General features: G+C 48.4%; 18 protein-coding genes and 4 pseudogenes. 12 read left to right on the forward strand and 10 right to left on the reverse strand.

Translation table 11 applies throughout. From position 1 onward, the window contains the following. Window positions 1-319: 319 nt before the first annotated feature. The 4 genes from ompC (at window position 320) to ttcA (ending at window position 3,479) form a co-directional block, all read left to right on the forward strand. Window positions 320-1,474 (forward strand): porin OmpC, encoded by a 1,155-nt coding sequence (gene ompC, locus E6P06_RS15805; RefSeq protein ID WP_016150305.1) that lies wholly within the window; start codon window positions 320-322, stop codon window positions 1,472-1,474. Between the two features lie 145 nt (window positions 1,475-1,619). Beyond that, the gene (locus E6P06_RS15810) at window positions 1,620-1,832 is read left to right on the forward strand and encodes a KTSC domain-containing protein (RefSeq protein WP_003020366.1); all 213 of its coding nucleotides are present in this window, start codon (window positions 1,620-1,622) and stop codon (window positions 1,830-1,832) included. Between the two features lie 81 nt (window positions 1,833-1,913). Then, window positions 1,914-2,348, forward strand: coding sequence for a universal stress protein UspF (uspF, locus tag E6P06_RS15815; RefSeq protein WP_003020369.1), 435 nt, complete (start codon window positions 1,914-1,916; stop codon window positions 2,346-2,348). 198 nt (window positions 2,349-2,546) lie between these two features. Beyond that, on the forward strand, window positions 2,547-3,479 hold the full coding sequence (ttcA, locus tag E6P06_RS15820; RefSeq protein WP_139935444.1) for a tRNA 2-thiocytidine(32) synthetase TtcA: 933 nt from the start codon (window positions 2,547-2,549) through the stop codon (window positions 3,477-3,479). Between the two features lie 93 nt (window positions 3,480-3,572). Here ttcA and dbpA read toward each other — a convergent pair whose 3' ends face one another. From dbpA to E6P06_RS15835, 4 genes are all read right to left on the reverse strand, one after another. Further along, window positions 3,573-4,946: an ATP-dependent RNA helicase DbpA gene (gene dbpA / locus E6P06_RS15825; protein ID WP_048232112.1), complete on the reverse strand. Its 1,374-nt coding sequence runs from the start codon at window positions 4,944-4,946 to the stop codon at window positions 3,573-3,575. Between the two features lie 28 nt (window positions 4,947-4,974). After that, window positions 4,975-5,142, reverse strand: a complete 168-nt coding sequence (locus E6P06_RS28135) for a hypothetical protein (RefSeq protein WP_085951593.1) — start codon at window positions 5,140-5,142, stop codon at window positions 4,975-4,977. A gap of 275 nt (window positions 5,143-5,417) precedes the next feature. Continuing rightward, window positions 5,418-6,401, reverse strand: a complete 984-nt coding sequence (gene zntB / locus E6P06_RS15830; RefSeq protein ID WP_003020379.1) for a zinc transporter ZntB — start codon at window positions 6,399-6,401, stop codon at window positions 5,418-5,420. Between the two features lie 152 nt (window positions 6,402-6,553). Beyond that, a complete protein-coding gene (locus E6P06_RS15835) occupies window positions 6,554-7,663 on the reverse strand; it encodes a methyl-accepting chemotaxis protein (protein ID WP_016150306.1) in 1,110 nt (369 codons plus the stop codon). Between the two features lie 411 nt (window positions 7,664-8,074). Between E6P06_RS15835 and E6P06_RS15840 the strand changes: the two are divergent. Next, window positions 8,075-9,889: pseudogene (locus E6P06_RS15840) on the forward strand (putative bifunctional diguanylate cyclase/phosphodiesterase); the annotation flags it as partial. Window positions 9,890-9,903: 14 nt separating this feature from the next. On the opposite strand, the pseudogene E6P06_RS15845 reads toward E6P06_RS15840, so the two are convergent. Beyond that, a pseudogene (locus E6P06_RS15845) lies at window positions 9,904-11,109 on the reverse strand (IS3 family transposase). A gap of 93 nt (window positions 11,110-11,202) precedes the next feature. On the opposite strand from E6P06_RS15845, the pseudogene E6P06_RS15850 reads away from it, so the two are divergent. Continuing rightward, a pseudogene (locus E6P06_RS15850) lies at window positions 11,203-11,538 on the forward strand (EAL domain-containing protein); the annotation flags it as partial. A gap of 67 nt (window positions 11,539-11,605) precedes the next feature. Further along, entirely contained in the window at window positions 11,606-12,838 is a 1,233-nt protein-coding gene (locus E6P06_RS15855; protein WP_003843938.1) for a sensor domain-containing diguanylate cyclase, read from the forward strand. A gap of 12 nt (window positions 12,839-12,850) precedes the next feature. On the opposite strand, the gene smrA is transcribed toward E6P06_RS15855, so the two are convergent. After that, entirely contained in the window at window positions 12,851-13,414 is a 564-nt protein-coding gene (smrA, locus tag E6P06_RS15860) for a DNA endonuclease SmrA (protein WP_003843940.1), read from the reverse strand. Window positions 13,415-13,639: 225 nt separating this feature from the next. On the opposite strand from smrA, the gene ogt reads away from it, so the two are divergent. The 3 genes from ogt to uspE all read left to right on the forward strand — a co-directional run bounded on the left by ogt (window position 13,640) and on the right by uspE (window position 16,204). Further along, complete coding sequence (ogt, locus tag E6P06_RS15865) at window positions 13,640-14,155, forward strand: methylated-DNA--[protein]-cysteine S-methyltransferase (RefSeq protein ID WP_139935445.1); 516 nt, start codon at window positions 13,640-13,642, stop codon at window positions 14,153-14,155. A 194-nt stretch (window positions 14,156-14,349) separates the two neighbouring features. Then, window positions 14,350-15,102 carry a fumarate/nitrate reduction transcriptional regulator Fnr gene (fnr, locus tag E6P06_RS15870; protein ID WP_003020397.1) on the forward strand — a complete coding sequence of 251 codons (753 nt, stop codon included), beginning with the start codon at window positions 14,350-14,352 and terminating at the stop codon, window positions 15,100-15,102. Between the two features lie 151 nt (window positions 15,103-15,253). Further along, complete coding sequence (gene uspE / locus E6P06_RS15875) at window positions 15,254-16,204, forward strand: universal stress protein UspE (protein WP_003840808.1); 951 nt, start codon at window positions 15,254-15,256, stop codon at window positions 16,202-16,204. A 48-nt stretch (window positions 16,205-16,252) separates the two neighbouring features. Here the strand turns inward: uspE and E6P06_RS15880 are convergent, their stop codons facing one another. Further along, window positions 16,253-16,513 carry a DUF2534 family protein gene (locus E6P06_RS15880; RefSeq protein WP_003020403.1) on the reverse strand — a complete coding sequence of 87 codons (261 nt, stop codon included), beginning with the start codon at window positions 16,511-16,513 and terminating at the stop codon, window positions 16,253-16,255. Window positions 16,514-16,757: 244 nt separating this feature from the next. On the opposite strand from E6P06_RS15880, the gene E6P06_RS15885 reads away from it, so the two are divergent. Beyond that, window positions 16,758-17,789 (forward strand): mechanosensitive ion channel family protein, encoded by a 1,032-nt coding sequence (locus tag E6P06_RS15885; RefSeq protein WP_003840804.1) that lies wholly within the window; start codon window positions 16,758-16,760, stop codon window positions 17,787-17,789. Window positions 17,790-17,825: 36 nt separating this feature from the next. Here E6P06_RS15885 and E6P06_RS15890 read toward each other — a convergent pair. Both E6P06_RS15890 and E6P06_RS15895 read right to left on the reverse strand, forming a co-directional pair. Then, window positions 17,826-18,299, reverse strand: a pseudogene (locus E6P06_RS15890) (zinc-binding dehydrogenase); the annotation flags it as partial. Window positions 18,300-18,507: 208 nt separating this feature from the next. Next, window positions 18,508-18,891 carry a VOC family protein gene (locus E6P06_RS15895; protein ID WP_046670747.1) on the reverse strand — a complete coding sequence of 128 codons (384 nt, stop codon included), beginning with the start codon at window positions 18,889-18,891 and terminating at the stop codon, window positions 18,508-18,510. A 120-nt stretch (window positions 18,892-19,011) separates the two neighbouring features. Between E6P06_RS15895 and E6P06_RS15900 the strand changes: the two genes are divergently transcribed. After that, window positions 19,012-19,782 (forward strand): DeoR/GlpR family DNA-binding transcription regulator, encoded by a 771-nt coding sequence (locus E6P06_RS15900; RefSeq protein WP_003843948.1) that lies wholly within the window; start codon window positions 19,012-19,014, stop codon window positions 19,780-19,782. Between the two features lie 5 nt (window positions 19,783-19,787). On the opposite strand, the gene E6P06_RS15905 is transcribed toward E6P06_RS15900, so the two are convergent. Further along, window positions 19,788-20,063, reverse strand: a complete 276-nt coding sequence (locus E6P06_RS15905; protein ID WP_139935447.1) for a Rho-binding antiterminator — start codon at window positions 20,061-20,063, stop codon at window positions 19,788-19,790. Window positions 20,064-20,113: the final 50 nt, after the last annotated feature.

Genomic DNA, 20,113 nt, shown 5'->3' on the forward strand with positions numbered 1-20,113 from the left:
GTTGTTCGGGCTTGTCAATTTATTCGCTGGCTAATTAATAATTACCATCAATATACCAACGAAAAATAAAACGTGACAATAAAGGCATATAACACGCGCAGAATAGCCCAACAAAATTCAATTGTATAATTTTTATTTTATATATTTTCACGCAACACATTCATCGCAATTATCATCATTTCCGTAGAATTATTTATTTAAGGTTTTACTTAAGGCGTAACAATTCATATTTATCTCTTTACGGAACTTCTCCTTTAGCATGCTTTTACTCCCTACATGGGTAGTCACAGGTTAATAAAAAAACTAAAGGATTATTTCAATGAACAGAAAAGTACTGGCTCTCGTAATTCCTGCCCTGCTGGCTGCAGGCGCTGCTCACGCTGCTGAAGTTTATAATAAAGACGGCAACAAATTAGATCTCTACGGTAAAGTAGACGGCCTGCATTATTTCTCTGACGACGCTAACAGCGATGGCGATCAGACTTATATGCGTATGGGCTTCAAAGGCGAAACTCAGGTTAACGATATGATCACCGGTTATGGCCAATGGGAATATCAGGTTCAGGCCAACGGCACCGAAGGCGATAAAGGCGACTCCTGGACTCGTCTGGCATTCGCAGGTATTAAAGTCGGCGACTACGGTTCATTCGACTACGGCCGTAACTACGGCGTCATGTACGACGTTGAAGGCTGGACCGATATGCTGCCAGAATTCGGTGGCGACTCTTACACCAAAGCAGACAACTTCATGACCGGTCGTGCAAACGGTGTTGCAACCTACCGTAACACCGACTTCTTTGGTCTGGTTGACGGTCTGAACGTTGCGCTGCAGTACCAAGGCGCGAACGAAAATCAGTCACCAGAACAAGAAGGCACCAATAACGGTGGCGACGATCGTAACATGAAGAACTCTAACGGTGACGGCTTCGGTATCTCCTCTACCTACGATCTGGGTATGGGCGTAAGCTTCGGTGCCGCATACACTTCTTCTGACCGTACTAACGAGCAGGTAAACCATTCAACTGCAGGTGGTGATAAAGCTGACGCATGGACTGCTGGTCTGAAATACGACGCGAACAATATCTACCTGGCAACCATGTACTCTGAAACCCGCAATATGACTCCGTATGGTGGTTCTGACGGTAGTGATAATACTATCGCCAACAAAACTCAGAACTTTGAAGTGACTGCGCAATACCAGTTCGACTTCGGTCTGCGTCCGGAAGTTTCTTTCCTGATGTCTAAAGGTAAGGATCTGACTATGCCAGGTACTGCTGCAAGCCCAGCAGGAACAAGCGGTGACAAAGATCTGGTCAAATATGCTTCTGTAGGCGCTACTTACTACTTCAACAAAAACTTCTCCACCTATGTTGATTACAAAATCAACCTGCTGGACGAAGACGACAGCTTCTACACTCGCAATGACATCTCTACTGATGACACTGTAGCACTGGGTATGGTTTACCAGTTCTAATCCGTCAGCCCGCTGGCAACAGCGGGCTCTCTTTATGTTCTAACAATTCTGTTTTATCCAGATCAAAACATTATATCTGTTGCGTTAAAACATCTCTCTGATAGATGATATCTTGCATTAAGACCTGTAGTAGAGGATACCTGCAATGAATCATCATCCTGTAAAATCATCCCGTATTGCATCCGTCGGTTATGACGAATCCTCTCACACGCTGGAAATTCGCTTTCACCAATTGGCTACCCTGCAATATCAGCCTGTCCCTGCCCGTATTTTTCGTGATTTCCTGAGCGTGGTCTCGAAAGGTCGATTTTACGACGGCGTAATAAAAGGCAAGTTTCCTGAAATCAAAATAAAGTGATGCCAAAATGTGATCTTTGTCATTGTACATAAAGTGCCATTACGCGGTAAGCTTTAGGTGGATACTTAAACAGGAGGTTTTATGAACAGAACGATTCTTGTACCCATCGATATTTCAGACTCAGAATTAACTCAACGCGTTATTGCCCATGTTGAAGCAGAGGCCAAAATTGACGATGCGCAGGTCCATTTTCTGACCGTAATTCCGTCACTGCCCTACTACGCTTCTCTGGGACTGGCCTACTCGGCAGAGTTACCGGCCATGGACGATCTGAAAGCCGAAGCAAAATCTCAACTGGAAGAGATTATCAAGAAGTTCAATATCCCAACGGACAGAGTGCACATTCATGTCGCAGAAGGTGCGCCGAAAGATAAGATTCTGGAGATCGCCAAAAAATTACCGGCTGATATGGTCATTATTGCCTCACACCGACCTGACATCACCACCTACCTGCTGGGCTCTAACGCCGCAGCAGTAGTGCGTCATGCGGAGTGTTCGGTACTGGTAGTCCGCTAAGCTTTCAGGCCCGCACATCGCTGCGGGCTTTTTGTTTCTACCACTTATACCCCACGATTCCTGTCCTAAATGTGCTGACATTTTTCCCGCTTATCCGTACCATACACGCCACAGTTTTTATATCAGACTTCTTTTGCCGGACTATCCGGCGTGATGCATACTCTTCTGATGCCACACTATGAATTGAGCCTCTATTAAATGTCGCAAAATCAAGATATTAGCAAGAAAGAACAATACAACCTGAACAAATTGCAAAAACGTCTGCGTCGTAACGTGGGCGAAGCCATTGCCGACTTCAATATGATCGAAGACGGCGATCGCATTATGGTGTGTCTTTCCGGCGGGAAAGACAGCTATACCATGCTGGAGATCCTGCGTAATTTGCAGCAAAGCGCCCCGATCAGTTTTTCCTTGGTTGCGGTTAACCTCGATCAAAAACAACCCGGCTTCCCAGAGCACATTCTGCCGGAGTATCTGGAACAGCTGGGCGTTGAGTACAAGATTGTTGAAGAAAACACTTACGGGATCGTCAAAGACAAAATCCCTGAAGGCAAAACGACCTGCTCGCTCTGCTCTCGCCTGCGTCGCGGCATTCTGTACCGTACGGCAACCGAGTTAGGTGCCACCAAGATTGCGCTCGGCCACCATCGCGACGACATCCTGCAAACGCTGTTTTTAAACATGTTCTACGGCGGAAAAATGAAAGGTATGCCGCCGAAGCTGATGAGTGATGACGGTAAGCACATCGTGATCCGCCCGCTGGCTTACTGCCGTGAGAAAGATATCGAGCGCTTCTCCGAAGCGAAAGGTTTCCCGATTATTCCGTGCAATCTGTGCGGCTCACAGCCTAACCTGCAGCGTCAGGTCATTGCTGACATGCTGCGTGACTGGGACAAACGCTATCCAGGTCGGATTGAAACCATGTTCAGTGCGATGCAGAACGTTGTGCCTTCACATCTGAGCGATATCAATCTGTTCGATTTTAAAGGCATTAAGCACGGTTCAGAGGTTGTGGACGGTGGTGATTTAGCGTTCGATCGTGAAGAGATCCCGCTGCAGCCTGCGGGCTGGCAGCCAGAAGAAGATGCTCAACTGGATGAGTTACGCCTGAACGTGGTGGAAGTGAAGTAAGGCGATTATGTAAACGTCTTATCAGGCCTACAACGAGCATATACCCGTTGTAGGCCTGGTAAGCGGAGCACCATCAGACACTCCAATGGGTATTTATTTCAATAAACGAACTCGGCAAGTCTTGCCTTTAATCTTACCGTTTTGCAATTGTTTCCACGCCTTGGGCGCTATGTTCTGGCGAACGGCGACATAGACGTGTGCCGGATGAACGGCAATTTTGCCGATATCGGCGCCATCCAGGCCAATATCACCGGTCAGAGCCCCCAGAACATCACCAGGACGCATTTTAGCCTTTTTGCCACCATCAATGCATAACGTCGCCATCTCTGCTTCCAGCGGCAGGATTGACACGTTAGCTGGCGCTGGCAGCCAGTTCAGCTTCAATTGCAGCATTTCAGAAAGAATATTGGCACGCTGTGCTTCTTCCGGCGCACAGAAACTAATCGCCAGACCGCTGTTACCGGCTCGCGCGGTACGTCCGATACGATGGACATGAACCTCCGGATCCCACGCCAGCTCGAAGTTAACCACCAGTTCGAGTGATTTAATATCCAGGCCACGTGCGGCCACATCGGTGGCAACCAGAACGCGTGCGCTTCCGTTGGCAAAACGCACCAGCGTCTGGTCGCGATCGCGCTGTTCCAGATCGCCATGCAGTGAAAGTGCGCTTTGCCCCGCCTCATTCAATGCGTCACACACGGCCTGACAGTCTTTTTTGGTGTTGCAAAAAACGACGCATGAAGCAGGCTGGTGCTGGCTGAGCAATTTTTGCAGCAGCGGAATTTTTCCGTGGCTGGAGGTTTCGAAAAACTGCTGTTCAATCGCCGGTAACGCATCGACCGTATCAATTTCAATGGTTAATGGATTTTGTTGCACCCGGCCACTGATGGCGGCAATGGCTTCCGGCCAGGTCGCAGAAAACAGCAAGGTCTGGCGAGAAGCTGGTGCAAAGCGAATGACATCATCAATCGCATCGCTAAAGCCCATATCCAGCATGCGATCGGCTTCATCCATAACCAGCGTATTCAGGGCTTCCAGAGAAACGGTGCCTTTTTGCAGGTGGTCGAGTAAACGCCCCGGCGTGGCGACAATAATATGAGGTGCATGCTGCAGAGAGTCACGCTGTGCACCAAAAGGCTGCCCACCGCACAGCGTTAAGATCTTGGTGTTTGGCAGAAAGCGCGCTAAACGACGCAGTTCACCCGCCACCTGGTCGGCAAGCTCTCGGGTTGGGCACAGCACCAGAGACTGCGTCTGAAACAGCGCGGCATCAATATGCTGTAATAGCCCAAGACCAAAAGCAGCCGTTTTGCCACTGCCGGTTTTAGCCTGCACGCGAACATCTTTACCCGCCAGGATTGCCGGTAATGCAGCAGCCTGAACAGGCGTCATTTCAAGATAACCCAGCTCGTTAAGGTTCTCGAGTTGAGCAGCAGGTAAAACATTCAGGGTTGAAAAAGCGGTCACAATTTAATCTCGCGGTAAAAACTCACATTCAGCAGGCGCGTATCCTCGCAGATCTACGCCCACGATGCGACAATTTAATAGGTTCTTCATCCGGCGGCGGATCCGGCATTGGCTGCGGACGAGGAATGGGATCGGGAATGGGAACCGGGTCAGTCGGGAGCGAATCCGTGTGCGCAGTTGCAATCAGACAGGTCATATACTCCTCCAGTCATTCAGGTTGACTCTTTTAGGGTAGACGCTGATTTCCTGCAGGCAAAAAAAAGCCGACTAATCTAAGTCGGCGTCGTACGAATCAATTGTGCTATGCAGTAATTCAAAAAAGGAAGTAAGACAATATGGAGCGCAACGCCCATCGCTTGACGTTGCATTCACCTGCGAGAGAGATATTGCCCCGAATAGGTAGATGGTTTATTGACCTCGCTCAAAATTCAGGACGTTTTCATGCGCAAAAGTGACTAAAAAACGTTGTTGTTACAACCATTTACTACGATGCAACCATAAAGTAACACCACCAATCAGGACCACTAACAGAATACAAAAAAGTGAGAAACCGAACTGCCAACCACCGCCAGGGATACCGCCGAGGTTAACGCCGAAAAGCCCGGTTAAGAATGTGCTGGGAAGAAAAACCATTGCCATCAATGACATTGTATACGTTCGGCGAGCCAGAGACTCCTGCATCACCTGCGCAATTTCATCCGCCATGATACCGGTCCTGGCAATACAGGCATCGATTTCATCCAGTCCTCTCCCCAACCTGTCAGCGATATCCTGCATCCGTCGCCGATGGTCGTCAGTCATCCAGGACAACCGTTCGCTCGCCAAGCGGGCATAGACATCACGCTGTGGCGCCATATAACGGCGCATCACAATTAACTGCTTACGCAGTAATGCCAGGAAGCCACGCGGCGGGATCTGCTGATCGAGCAGGTTATCTTCCAGATCGATAATTTTGTCGTGCAACTGTTCGATAAATTCGCTGGCATGATCGGTCAGCGCATCACAAACATCCACCAGCCAACCGCCACAATCAGCCGGCCCTGTACCTTCCTGGAGGTCGCTGACCACGTCATCCAGTGCCAGCACTTTGCGCTGACGCGTTGAGACAATCAGACGTTCATCCATATATAAACGCATCGCTACCAGTTGGTCAGGCCGTTCGTCGGTGCTGCCGTTGATACAGCGCAGCGTAATTAACGTACCTTCTCCTACCCTGCTGACACGCGGGCGCGTGCTTTCACCCGCCAGCGCATCACGCACGTTATTGGGAAGTAAGGGCGTTGTCGCCAGCCATTGCGCACTTTCAGGATGAGTATAATTAAGATGCAGCCAGCAGGGATGCTGAGTGTCGATAACATCGTTATCTTCCAGTGGTTTCACCCCACCACGCCCATCCAACAGCCAGGCAAACACGGCATCCGGCACATTAACATCCGTTCCCTTAATGGCTTCCACAGCGCCTCCACAAACATTCAGCTTTTTTCGTTAGTCTAGCCGTCAGAATATGTTAAGCAATATCTCATTGTCCCATTGTGCTGAAATGACTCATAAAAGTATCTGATAACAAAAAGCGCCGACAAATGTGGCGCTTGTTGCGAGGCACCCTGTTAAGCCCGCTGGCGTCTCTCAGATTCAAAAGCGTGACTTAAACGAAACTTGTGCGTTCGCGACTGGAGGTCAGTCACTTGATTTTTCAGAATATCCGAAGAGTCAGACAGTTCATCCACCATAATGGCGTTACTCTGGGTAACGTTTTCCAGTTCCGCGAGCGCATGAGTAATACTGATGATCCCTTTCTCCTGCTCCTGCGTAGTGGTTAATATCTCGCCCATCAGTTGGTTTAATTGCCCGGCACCACCAACAATATCCTGCATATTTTTTTCAGCTTCACGCACAATAGCCGCACCTTGCTGAACGTTTTCATGAGTTTGGGCAATCAGATGTTTAATATTCTTAGCGGCATCTGCGCTACGGTGCGCGAGCATTCGTACCTCTCCGGCCACCACGGAAAAACCTTTGCCATGTTCTCCCGCTCTCGCCGCTTCTACGGCGGCATTCAATGCCAGAATATTTGTCTGGAATGCAATACCATCTATTAGGGTAATAATTTCTGTCATCTGCTGGGCGCACTCGGTGATCGACTGCATATTGGTTGCGACCTGCACCATTAAATCACCGCCCTGCCGGGCAGATAGTGTTGCAATATTGGCCTTAGCACTCGCCATTTGCGTATTCTCTGCATTGTTACGCGTGCTGACCGCTATTTCATCCATGTTGGCAGCCGTTTGCATTAATGCTCCGGATTGCTGCTCTGTTTTTACTGATAACTCAGCGCTGCGTTCCGCGAGCTGTTCAGAGAGCGCCATCGCCGTTTGTGAAGATGTTCTGATCTCATTAACGAGTGTTGAAATATTACTTGATAAACTATTAATGCCCGGTATTAATCTTCCCGCACAGTTATTGCCAAACTCTGGAATACTAATCGCCAGATTCCCGGAGGTTACCTCCTCAATGCTTCTTTTAACCGTATTAATTGGCACGACTAAATATTTCGTCATGTACCACCACAAACATAATATAGAAGTAAAACTGACCAAATTAGTTCCAATGATAATTACCGGGGGAGCGGAAAATATTATTTCAAAAACATTGAGAGCGACCGCCGTAATGAGCAGAAATAAAATAATAAAGGTTCTGACGCTAATATCATTTAACATTTTAGTCCTGTGCGCTAAGAAATAACGTGGATATTATTTTTTATAGCATCTGCAATGCAAATTTCCATAACGCGGAGACGAAAGACGAACTTTCAATGAGAGTCTGCAATCCTTTCACTTAAGACAGGTAATCACACTATTAATTTACATTAACCAGGTGTTTTATCCTACAAAGGATGAGACTGGTGCTTGTCGTTAGATTATTGTGATGACAAGCACGTCGTGTGCATAAAATGCACAGAATTATAAATCTTATGAATATTTGTATAAGTAAAGGTCTATCATTTTCGATGTTTGCCCCTTCCCTCTAATAGTCATTGTAAAAACACAAGAACATCCCAGGTTTTATCAGGTTAACTGGACAAAACCTGCTAAATTTATCATCACGTCTTTTTTTTGATAGGTAGTAAGATGTTGCACGTGTCGTGGGACCCTGTATTGATTGGGATTTCCTTTATTGTCGCGTTTATTGCCTCCTTTATTGCTCTCGACAGCGCGGGCAAAGTGGCAATTTCCAGCAGACGTGAATCTACCTTCTGGCGACTCTCTGGCGGCGCTACGCTGGGTATGGGGATCTGGTCGATGCATTTTATCGGTATGCTGGCCATGAAAATGAGTATGCCAATAAATTACCATTTATCCCTCACCGCGTTTTCGTTCTTTATTGCGCTCATTTCTGCGACAGTCGCCATCAATATCGCCATTTCTGGTAATACGCTATCAACAAAACGCCTGCTCATTGCTACCAGCATATTAAGTGCCGGTGTTGTTACAATGCACTACGTTGGTATGTATGCCGTTATCGAACATGTGGCTATAACCTGGGATCGCTCGCTGATCCTACTCTCCGTGATTATTGCCGTCGCTGCGTCTGGCGTGGGTTTGTGGCTGGCCTTTCACTTACGCCAAAATAGCCGTCGAGCGCTAATAAATCGGCTTATTGCTGCCTTTATTATGGCGCTGGCAATAGCCTCTATGCATTACACCGGTATGGGAGCAGCTACGTTCACCCATTTTGGACACACTGCGCACGATGGTCTCAGCACGCTGGAACTTTCTATCTGGGTCTGCGCCGTCACGCTTGTTATTTTGGGGATCATGCTGGTGGTTTCGATGGTGGATTCGCAACTCCGTACCTCCCGACTGGCTGACAATCTGCATCAGTTGAACTGCCAGCTTGAGCATCAGGTTCACTTCGATGCGCTGACCGGTCTCGCTAATCGTACACAAATAGACACCTGCTTACTGGCCTGCCTGCGGCATTCTAAACTGCATCAGCAGCATTTCGCGTTGGTATTTATCGACCTCGATCGTTTTAAAGTCGTTAACGATACCTGGGGACATCACATTGGCGATCAGCTACTGATAGCCAGTACACAGCGAATCTTCACTTGCCTTGATAACTCAATGACGCTGGCAAGACTGGGGGGCGATGAATTTATCCTGCTGGTTCCAGACTGCAACCAGCAGGATATCTCCGCCCTGCTGACGCGGATTGCCGATGTGATCGGTGAACCCTTTACCTTGTTCGGACATACCATTCGGGTTTCGTTAAGTGCGGGGAGCAGTATTTACCCTGAGCATGGCTCAACGCTGCATGAGCTAAAAGTGAAGGCCGATATGGCGATGTATCATGTCAAACAGGCGGGCAGAAACGGCTGGGCTATTTATCATCCGGAAATGGAAGCTATCGCGGATACACCGCCGACATTTTTACAAGAATTGTCGCAAGCGCTTGAACGCAACCAGTTTGAGCTATGGTATCAGCCTAAATATACCGCTGGAGATCATTCCCTAACCGGTTTTGAAGCATTATTACGCTGGCATCATCCAGAACGCGGCATGCTGCTGCCAGCCGAATTTCTTTCTGCGTTGGAAGATACGGGCCTGATTATTCCCGTTGGGAAATGGGTTATCCAGCAGGCATGCCTGCAGTTGCATCAATGGAAATTACAGGGAAATACAGAATGGACGCTCGCCGTTAACCTCTCACCCGCCCAGTTTGAACAGCATGATATTATTGATGTTGTTTGTAACGCCCTGGCGCAGTATCAACTGTCACCTGCTTGCCTCACGCTGGAACTCACTGAAAGCACCGCCCTTAAAAATTTGAAACGCAGTGTGGAAGTCATGAATGCTTTTTCTGCTTTGGGGATCACCGTATCTATTGATGATTTCGGTACAGGTTATTCAAATATATTGATGATCTTGACCCTCCATCTCCGAACAGCTTTTGTATCTTAAGTTAACGATGTCCGCTGCCGCCGGTATTCCCTCGGGGAGTGATATCCCAGCGCGCTGTGCGGGTGGTTTTCATTGTAATGCGTGAACGCTACTGCAAGGTTTCGCAGTGCTGTTCTCACATCCGGTTTTGGCATGAACGCGATATAGTCTTCTTTCATCGTTTTCACGAACCGTTCGGCCATGCCATTACTCTGCGGGCTGCTCACCGCTGTTGTGCAGGGCTCCAGATTCAGCTCTCTCGCGAACCTCCGCGTTTCATACGCGGTATACGCTGAACCGTTATCCGTCAGCCACTGCACCGCTGTGTCGGGCAACCTGTCGCCGAAGCGCTTTTCCACCGACCTCAGCATCACATCCTGCACGGTCGAACTGTCATAGCCTCCCGTGCTTGCTGCCCAGTCTATGGCCTCACGGTCGCAGCAGTCCAGCGCGAACGTTACCCGCAGTTTTTCGCCGTTGTCGCAGCCGAACTCGAAGCCATCTGAACACCAGCGCATATCGCTTTCTGCCACCGCTATCTTGCCCTTATGTTCACGCTTCGGTCGCTCTGGTTTGTGATGCAACAACAACAGGTTATGCTCGCTCATTATCCTGTAAAGCCGTTTGGCATTCACAGGTGGCTGTCCCTCTGTGCGACGTTGCTTGCGCAGGATGCCCACACGCGTCGATAACCATAACTCGGCATATCGCTGATAATGTTGAGGATAGCCGACAGTATTTCTGCGTCTGCTTCTTCATTACGCCGGTTACAGCGCCTGTCCTGCCAGTCGGCAGAACGGTTAATCCGCAGTGACAGTTGCGCACGCGACACGCCATGGTCCGGCTGACCATGGCTATTCCCCGTCCTTTGGCAACAAGGGCGCGTGCGCTATCCATTTTCGCGACTGACCGTACTCCACGGCTTCTTTCAGGATCTCAACTTCCATCGTTTTCTTGCCCAGAAGGCGCTGAAGCTCCCGGACCTGCTTCAGAGCAGCAGTAAGCTCAGAAGCAGGAACGACTTCCTCTCCAGCCGCAACGGCGGTGAGGCTGCCTTCCTGATATTGCTTCTTCCACTTAAACAGCAGGCTGGGCTGGATACCATGCAGGCGGGCGACATGGGAGACATTCATACCCGGCTCCATCGTCTGCTGGATAATGGCGATCTTCTCCTGAGGAGTTTTACGTTTACGGACTTCTTGCCCTAACAGGATCCCGGTCATCTCAAAATTGGCGTTAGTGTTAGACATATATTCAAGCCTATCTCTTATCTGGAGATACAGCTACTGTCCGGTGTTTCAGGGGGCTACATCAATTCAAATATATTGATGCTGAAGTCTCTTCCGGCGCGCGAATTAAAAATTGACAGGATATTTGTCAAAGATATCAGCGAGAACAGCAAAAACACAAAAATTGTGTCTACCATTATTGACATAGCTCACTCCATGAATATGCGTGTGGTGGCAGAAGGAATAGAAACCCAGGAACAGGAAATACTCCTTACTCAGATGGGGTGTAGCATGCTGCAAGGTTTCTTGTTTGCAAAACCGCTGCCAGCACATAAGATTCATGAACTGATACAACAAGAAAACAGTATCAAGCAAAAGCCAGTTGTACACCCCTTGTCTCACCGACAATCAATAACATTGTGAGACGTAATATCTAAAAATATTCGCCATTTAACAGGCAACACAGCAGATAAAGATAACGGGATTATCGATGAGCACAACCGAGCTGCATTCACTGGATTTATTAACCTTTCCGGTGTGGATTGTTTTGCCACATACCGAAGAGCTGGTGTTCGCTAATAACGTTGCACGGGAGCTAATGCAGGGTCTCTGTTTTTCCCCGCTCCGCAAGGGAACATTTTCAACGCATGCTCAAAATGACTTAACCATGTATCTCAGCGACTTGCGAAATCATCACCATGTAGTGGAAATTCTCACGGTTTACCGCGACGGTGAAGAGATTGCGATGGCAAGTCGCCTTTCCATTAAACCCCTGCCTGGCATGGGTGAAGTCATCCTTTTCGAAGGCATTGAGACGCCTGCTGCACAGGGTCTGAAAGCGAGCCGTTCAGCAACCTATCAGCGGAAAAAACAGGGATTTTATGCGCGCTTCTTCCAGACTAATTCCGCGCCAATGTTACTTATTGATCCGTCCCGCGATGGGTTAATCGTGGATGCAAACCTCAGTGCGCTCAATTTTTATGGATACACTCATGATGTGATGTGTCAGAAACATACATGGGAAATCAATATGCTGGGCCGCCATATACTTCCGGTGATGCATGAAATCGCCCATCTGCCCGGCGGCCATAAACCTTTGCATTTTGTCCATAAACTGGCTGATGGGACTTCCCGTCATGTGCAAACCTACGCCGGACCGATCGAAATTTACGGTAATAAACTGATGTTGTGCATTATTCATGACATTACCGAACAAAAGCGGCTGGAACAGGAGCTGGAGCGTGCGGCCCTGCGAGATGTTTTAACGGGATTACTTAACCGCCGACATTTTTATCAGGTAACCGAGCCGGAACAGACGCATGCGATATCATTGACGCAGGACTACAGCCTGTTGTTGATCGATACGGATCGCTTTAAAAGCATTAACGATCTGTTTGGCCATTTAAAAGGCGACGAAGTGCTTTGTGCTCTGGCACGCACCCTGGAATCCTGTGCGCGAAAAGACGATCTTATTTTTCGCTGGGGTGGTGAAGAATTTGTGCTGCTCCTGCCGCGAACGTCGCTGGATGTCGCTCTCAACCTCGCAGAAGTGATCCGTGCAACAGTGGCAAAGGTGACTCTCCCTGGCCTTCCCCGCTTTACCGTCAGCATTGGTGTAGCACGGCACGAAACAAATGAAAGTATCGATGAGTTATTCAAACGTGTTGACGACGCGTTGTACAAAGCCAAGAACGAAGGCAGGAACAGAGTGCTGGCCGCCTGATGTTTACGTCGTTCAGCGACTACGTTTAGCGTGACGCTCCCAGTTATCCTGTTTTGCCTGCGCGGTTTTACGCAATGCCACATAGCATGCCCCGCTGCCGCCGTGATGCGGCAGTGCGGCGCAGTATGCTTGCACGTCGTCAAATTCCGTCAACCAGCGCGCTACGTAGCTGCGAATAATATTGGCATGAGAATTATCGTCACGTCCCTTGCCGTGTATCACCAGCACGTTACGCAACCCTTCTTGCTGCGCCTGCAGAATAAAGCTAAAAAGCATCTGACGACATGTTTCAACAGGTTGGCGAATAAGATTAAGACTCGCCTGCTGCGGGTATTTTCCGTTTCGCAGCTTGTCAGTCACACCGTTCTGTAAACCTTCGCGACGAAACTCGAGCGGCACACTTAACGGGACAATATCGAGAAATCCCGTCGAGAGAAAATTATCCAGTTGAAGCGTATCGATACGCGCCGGAGTGCGAAGATTGCGCATGGGCTGCCAGTGTACATCGGTATGGCTTTTCAGCGGTTGAACATCCCCCATAGCGTCAAGAAACAACGATGCATCATCAAGGTTCATGTTTCATCCTCCAGCGTATTGCGACGGGCATTATCATAACCGCGCACTATTATACCGACAACTATACCGGTAACGGTTTACGGTTATTTCCAATAATTAACCGGATCCGTCGCGCTGAACCGATCTACTCACGACAAGTTGATATCCATTTTTAGAGGTATAGCTGCGACGGTCACTGGCGTGATAATGTGTAGCCTCGCCTGAATGCTGTAATGAGAGAAACGGATGCTTAACTTACTGGAAGACACCATCGACACGCCGCTGGGCCCGCTGTGGGTTATTTGTGATGAGCAATTTCGCCTGCGCGCAGTGGAATGGGATCAGCACAGCGATCGCATGGAACAATTGCTGGATATTCATTACCGCACAGAAGGTTATCAGCGCATTACCGCCAAAAACCCAGGTGGATTAAGCGACAAACTCGCTGAGTATTTTGCCGGAAACCTCAGCATCATTGACACGCTGGAAACAGCAACCGCTGGGACGCCTTTCCAGCGTGAAGTCTGGCAAGCGTTACGCACTATCCCCTGCGGGCAGGTCATGCATTATGGTCAACTGGCCGAAAAGTTGGGACGCCCCGGTGCTGCAAGAGCCGTCGGCGCAGCTAATGGCTCCAATCCAATAAGCATTGTGGTCCCCTGTCATCGCGTCATTGGACGTAACGGCACCATGACCGGATATGCCGGTGGCGTACAACGAAAAGAGTGGTTATTGCGTCACGAAGGTTATTTGCTACTCTAGATTCCAGGCAATTAATGCCTTATCCATCACACTTCCGCATAATGCGATCCCAAATTAATTGTGGTTAATCAAGCAGATACAAATATTCACTCCAGTTATGCTTGAATTATTCTCTCTTGGGAGTAGCTCAGGCTTACGTGCTCACCAAAAAGATGTTAAAATTGACAAATATCAATTACGGCTTGAGCAGACCTATGATCCCGGAAAAGCGAATTATACGGCGCATTCAGTCTGGCGGTTGTGCTATCCATTGCCAGGATTGCAGCATCAGCCAGCTTTGCATCCCGTTCACACTTAACGAGCATGAGCTTGACCAGCTCGATAACATCATCGAGCGCAAAAAGCCTATCCAAAAGGGGCAGACGCTCTTTAAAGCAGGTGATGAGCTTAAATCACTCTATGCTATCCGCTCCGGAACGATTAAAAGCTATACCATTACCGAACAAGGCGATGAGCAGATTACTGGCTTCCATCTGGCGGGCGATCTGGTCGGTTTTGACGCGATTGGCAGCGGACATCACCCGAGCTTTGCTCAGGCGCTGGAAACCTCGATGGTATGCGAAATTCCTTTCGAAACCCTTGATGACCTGTCCGGCAAAATGCCAAATCTGCGTCAGCAGATGATGCGTCTGATGAGTGGCGAAATCAAAGGCGACCAGGATATGATCCTGTTGTTGTCGAAGAAAAACGCTGAAGAGCGCCTGGCGGCCTTTATCTACAATTTATCTCGTCGCTTTGCCCAGCGTGGATTCTCGCCTCGTGAATTCCGCCTGACCATGACCCGTGGCGACATCGGTAACTACCTCGGTCTGACGGTTGAAACCATCAGCCGCCTGCTGGGTCGTTTCCAGAAAAGCGGTATGCTGGCGGTGAAAGGCAAATACATCACTATTGAGAATAGCGACGCGCTGGCAGTTCTTGCTGGCCATACGCGTAACGTTGCGTAATCTTTCCGCAAGCATCTCTGTTATCCTTCTGTCAAATCGCTAAATTATCCCGATTTATTGATCTGGCAGGAGGTTATTCCCTGTTTCAAACCACATTATTGGGTTACTCTTTTAGTTACAAACTGCGATGACAGTTGTAAGGAGACCCTGTATGGCTATGTATAAAAATATGCTGGTCGTCATCGACCCGAACCAGGACGATCAACCAGCATTACGGCGAGCTGTTTATTTGCATCAACGGATTGGTGGCAAAATTAAAGCCTTTTTGCCGATCTATGACTTTTCCTATGAGATGACTACCCTGCTGTCGCCCGATGAGCGTACGGCAATGCGTCAGGGGGTTATCAGCCAGCGAACTGCATGGATACGTGAACAAGCGAAATACTATATCGAAGCAGGGATCCCTCTGGAGATTAAAGTGGTCTGGCATAACCGACCCTTTGAAGCCATTATCCAGGAAGTCATCAGCGCCAAGCATGACCTGGTCCTCAAGATGGCGCACCAACACGACCGCCTCGAAGCCGTAATATTTACGCCAACCGACTGGCATTTATTGCGTAAATGTCCAAGTCCGGTATGGATGGTGAAAGACCAACCATGGCCTGAAGGGGGTAAAGCACTGGTTGCAGTAAACCTCGCCAGTGAAGAGGCTTATCACAACGCGCTCAATGAAAAACTGGTCAAAGAGACGCTACAGCTTGCAGAACAGGTTAACCATACCGAAGTGCATCTGGTAGGCGCCTACCCTGTTACGCCAATCAACATCGCGATTGAACTGCCTGAATTTGATCCCAGCGTTTATAACGACGCAATCCGTGGACAGCATCTGCTGGCCATGAAGGCGCTACGCCAGAAATTCAGTATTGATGAGAAAGTGACGCACGTTGAAAAAGGCTTACCTGAAGAGGTCATTCCTGATTTAGCCGAGCACTTACAGGCAGGTATTGTGGTATTGGGGACCGTCGGACGTACCGGTATTTCTGCCGCGTTCCTTGGTAATACCGCGGAACAGGTTATCGATCATCTACGCTGTGACCTGCTGGTCATCAAGCCAGATGAATATCAGACGCCAGTTGAACTGGACGACGAAGAAGACGATTAACCACATAATAAAATGCCGGATGGCGATATCATCCGGCATTTTAAACGCCTAGTGTTGCTCCTCGCCGCCGAGGAAATAGATACCAAGCGGGATAGCCAACAGAATCGTAAACACCATGCTGTAGACACAAATCATTGCAGATTGAATGGCATACATTGAAGCGGTCCAGTCGGATAGCGGAATGTCATACTGTTCAATAACGCCGCCGATCGTCGCGCGCGTCACGACCGACGCTGCGATAATAAACACTCCAAGCAGGCACAATAGAAACTTCCGTCCCTTCGCTGTTTTCAGCTTAGCCATGATCATAGTACTGTCCTTTTGCAGATGAAAACCTTGTTACTTTGCGCTAACAATACCATGACATCAACTGACTGTCTGCTACATAAACCGCATACAAGGTTGACGTCAGCACTATTTCGCTGAAAATAACGCTGATTGCATTATTTATCTCTCCTTTTGATTAATGATCTGACCGCCCTAACTGAGTAAAATATCCGGGGATTAAGATGTCAGATGATATTTAGATAACATGGAGTTGCCAGGAAGAATCATGATCGCTGAACTGTTTATGAATAATGCGTTTAATTTGACGGTAATTCTCAGCTGCTGTGCCGCGCTGGTCCTGATGAGCGTCTGGTATCATCGTGGAGAGCGTCGCTGTAAAGGATTCATATTTCATGCCGCACAATTTTTTGTCTATGCCATTATCATTGGGACGTTTGGCAGCATTGCTAATAACGTTATCGAAAGTTACAGCCTGAAATTTATCTCCCCTAGCGTGGTCGACTTTATCTGCACCTCATTGATTGCGTTAATCCTGACCATCAAACTTTTTCTGGTGATTAATCAGTTTGAAAAGACGCAGATTAATAAAGGCAGAGATATCACCAGCGCGAGGATCCTGTCGCGTATCATCAAGATTACCATCGTGGTTGCCATCATTTTACTGTATGGCGAACACTTCGGTATGAGCTTATCCGGCCTGTTAACCTTTGGCGGCATTGGCGGTATCGCTGTGGGTATGGCGGGGAAAGATATTCTGAGCAACTTCTTCTCAGGTATTATGCTCTATTTCGACAGACCGTTTAGCATCGGCGACTGGATCCGCTCCCCGGACCGCAATATTGAAGGCACAGTGGCCGAAATTGGCTGGCGAATGACTAAAATAAACACCTTCGACCATCGTCCGTTGTATGTGCCAAACTCGATTTTCTCCTCCATCAGCGTTGAAAACCCAGGGCGCATGACCAACCGGCGTATTAAAACGGTGATCGGGTTACGATATGAGGATGCCGATAAAGTCGGTGCTGTTGTCGAGTCGGTCAGAGAAATGCTGCAAAACCATCCAGGAATAGACCAGAAACAAACTCTGTTGGTCTATTTTAATGAATTTGCCGATTCATCGTTGAATATCATGGTGTATTGCTTCACGAAAACCACCGTCTGGAAGGAATGGCTCGCGGTACAGCAAGACGTTTATTTAAAGATTATCACGATAGTCCAGGCAAATGGCGCCGACTTTGCGTTCCCCAGCCAGACGCTGTATATGGATAATCCTGAAGCATCGCCGTTGACACACTAACAAAAAAAGACGCGGAAATCCGCGTCTTTTTTGTACTTATTTCAATGAGGCAATATCAATTACAAAGCGGTATTTCACATCGTTTTTCAACATCCGCTGCCAGGCATGATTAATATCCTGAATATTGATCACTTCAACATCGGCGGTAATACCATGCTGACCGCAAAAATCGAGCATCTCTTGCGTTTCGGCAATACCGCCTATAACTGAACCCGCCACAGACCTACGTCCAAGGATCAGGGGAACCGTATTCAGAAACGGATCCAACGCACCGAGATAACCAACCAGCACCAGCGTACCGCTTAGTGCCAGGGTTGGGATATACGGGTTCAGGTCATGAACGTAGGGCACAGTATCGATAATCAGATCAAACTGATTCGCTGTCGCTTTCATCTGCTCACTGTCAGTGGAAAGCACAACATGACTGGCACCCAAACGTCTGGCATCAGCTTCTTTGCCCGGTGAACGCGTAAACAGCGTAACTTCCGCGCCCAGTGCATTTGCAAGTTTGTTGAGCGTGAGTCCCGCATCCAGTTGGTATTGCATATTCGACTCTCCAGAGCGGTGGCAACATTGCACCACCGGGGGCTGAAAACAGTAAAATTATAGAGACTCGACGTGTCGGTGATTAGAGAGGAAAAGAAGGACAAACTTATGAGCTGAGCTCATCAATAATAAGCAGCAGGTACTCTTTATTTGCAGGTTACTGATTGATGACTTACGCCACAATCTCGATTAAATTGCCGTCAGGATCTTTTATCACCGCTTCGTAATAACCATCGCCCGTAGTGCGCGGACCTGAGACTAATATCCCCTGTTTCTGCGCTTGCATTGCAACGGCATCAACATTTTCATTGCCGCCAACAGAAATGGCGAGGTGTACCCATCCGCAACGATTATTGTCAGGTTGCTGCCCGACAAGACCCGGTTTGGTCATTAACTCAATTGCAATATCCTCGCCAATTTTGACAAAATAAGATTCAAACCCAGGGTTGGTTTTACTGCAGTATTTCTCGTTGATCTTACCGTCAAAAAATGAGACCCAGAAGCGAGCTTGCTGCTCGAGATTCTGTGTCCATAACGCCATATGCGCAATTTTCATAGCTTACCTCTTTCCGTTGTATCCAGAATAGTACGGTCCTTGTAAGGGATGTTGACATCGTTAATCATAATGCACGATCATGCACTTTATTGCTCGATGTTTATTTTACCTGGAGTATCTATGCTCGATTACGCCGCATTCCCGGAACAGCGCCAGGCGCTTATCTATCAGATCCTGCAAGAAAACGGCAGAGTCATTTGTTCTGAACTCGCGAACCGATTAGGCGTTTCTGAACATACAATTCGTCGTGACTTGCATGAATTGAGCAAAGATGGCGTGTGCAAGAAGGTCTATGGTGGCGCGGTAATTGCACTCCCTGAATCCGAAGACATTGCCGTGCGCAAGGGTATTAATGTGGCCAAAAAGAGCAACATCGCGCAGCGATGTGCCAGACTGGTCAAATCCGGAAGCTGTATTTTTATCGACACGGGTAGCACCAATCTGGCGATGGCAGAAGCTCTGCCCGCCGAACTGGCGTTAACCGTGGTGACAAATTCACCGGAGATTGCCGCCGTTTTGCTAAAAAAACCGCTGTTTGAGGTCATTATGCTAGGCGGCGCGGTACAGAGATCTTCTGGCGGGTGTGTGGGAGCTTCCGCCATCGCACAAGTGCAGGACATTTTATTCGATCAGGGATTTATTGGCGGCTGTGCGATGTCGCCTGAATCCGGCTTAACGGGGTTTGATTACGCGGATTGTGAGTTCAAAAAAGCGGTGATCAAACAATGTAATGAAACTATCGTCGCGCTAACCGCTGAAAAAATCCCAGCCGTCGCCCGATATGTCGTTACCGAAAGCAGCAATATTGATGTGATTGTTGTAGAGGACAACATCAGCAAAGAGTACGCCACAGCATTCCAGGCGCACGACATTCGGATTTATACCGTCTAACCGTGTCAGGCTCTCTGAAAACTTACTGTGCTAAACGTCGCTTCTGGCGTCAGCGCGGTGATAGCTGACAGACAATCCAAACGGATTTTTTGCTGATTTTCAGATTGCCCCACTACCAGAAATTCTTCTTTTTCCACGGTGGTACACGTCGTCAACGCATTAGCATCAAAACATGTGCCATCCGTTAGTTCAATGCGCAACCAATAGTGGTACATGCAGGCGATTTCCAGATAATCATGAAGATCGCAATCTATCGGGTGATACTCTTCGGTCGTTTTCATCGCGTTACATTCCCCAACGTCTTGTATATTCGGGAAATCGCCAACGCAAC

The organism is Citrobacter sp. CF971 (genome assembly GCF_006385635.1).
Classification (GTDB): domain Bacteria; phylum Pseudomonadota; class Gammaproteobacteria; order Enterobacterales; family Enterobacteriaceae; genus Citrobacter; species Citrobacter freundii.

Bases quoted from the DNA above. Each gene is read 5' to 3' on its own strand.
- ompC (WP_016150305.1), top strand. From the start codon at position 320: ATGAACAGAAAAGTACTGGCTCTCGTAATTCCTGCCCTGCTGGCTGCA.
- E6P06_RS15810 (WP_003020366.1), top strand. From the start codon at position 1,620: ATGAATCATCATCCTGTAAAATCATCCCGTATTGCATCCGTCGGTTAT.
- uspF (WP_003020369.1), top strand. From the start codon at position 1,914: ATGAACAGAACGATTCTTGTACCCATCGATATTTCAGACTCAGAATTA.
- ttcA (WP_139935444.1), top strand. From the start codon at position 2,547: ATGTCGCAAAATCAAGATATTAGCAAGAAAGAACAATACAACCTGAAC.
- E6P06_RS28135 (WP_085951593.1), bottom strand. From the start codon at position 5,142: ATGACCTGTCTGATTGCAACTGCGCACACGGATTCGCTCCCGACTGAC.
- E6P06_RS15835 (WP_016150306.1), bottom strand. From the start codon at position 7,663: ATGTTAAATGATATTAGCGTCAGAACCTTTATTATTTTATTTCTGCTC.
- E6P06_RS15855 (WP_003843938.1), top strand. From the start codon at position 11,606: ATGAGCACAACCGAGCTGCATTCACTGGATTTATTAACCTTTCCGGTG.
- smrA (WP_003843940.1), bottom strand. From the start codon at position 13,414: ATGAACCTTGATGATGCATCGTTGTTTCTTGACGCTATGGGGGATGTT.
- ogt (WP_139935445.1), top strand. From the start codon at position 13,640: ATGCTTAACTTACTGGAAGACACCATCGACACGCCGCTGGGCCCGCTG.
- fnr (WP_003020397.1), top strand. From the start codon at position 14,350: ATGATCCCGGAAAAGCGAATTATACGGCGCATTCAGTCTGGCGGTTGT.
- uspE (WP_003840808.1), top strand. From the start codon at position 15,254: ATGGCTATGTATAAAAATATGCTGGTCGTCATCGACCCGAACCAGGAC.
- E6P06_RS15880 (WP_003020403.1), bottom strand. From the start codon at position 16,513: ATGATCATGGCTAAGCTGAAAACAGCGAAGGGACGGAAGTTTCTATTG.
- E6P06_RS15885 (WP_003840804.1), top strand. From the start codon at position 16,758: ATGATCGCTGAACTGTTTATGAATAATGCGTTTAATTTGACGGTAATT.
- E6P06_RS15895 (WP_046670747.1), bottom strand. From the start codon at position 18,891: ATGAAAATTGCGCATATGGCGTTATGGACACAGAATCTCGAGCAGCAA.
- E6P06_RS15900 (WP_003843948.1), top strand. From the start codon at position 19,012: ATGCTCGATTACGCCGCATTCCCGGAACAGCGCCAGGCGCTTATCTAT.
- E6P06_RS15905 (WP_139935447.1), bottom strand. From the start codon at position 20,063: ATGAAAACGACCGAAGAGTATCACCCGATAGATTGCGATCTTCATGAT.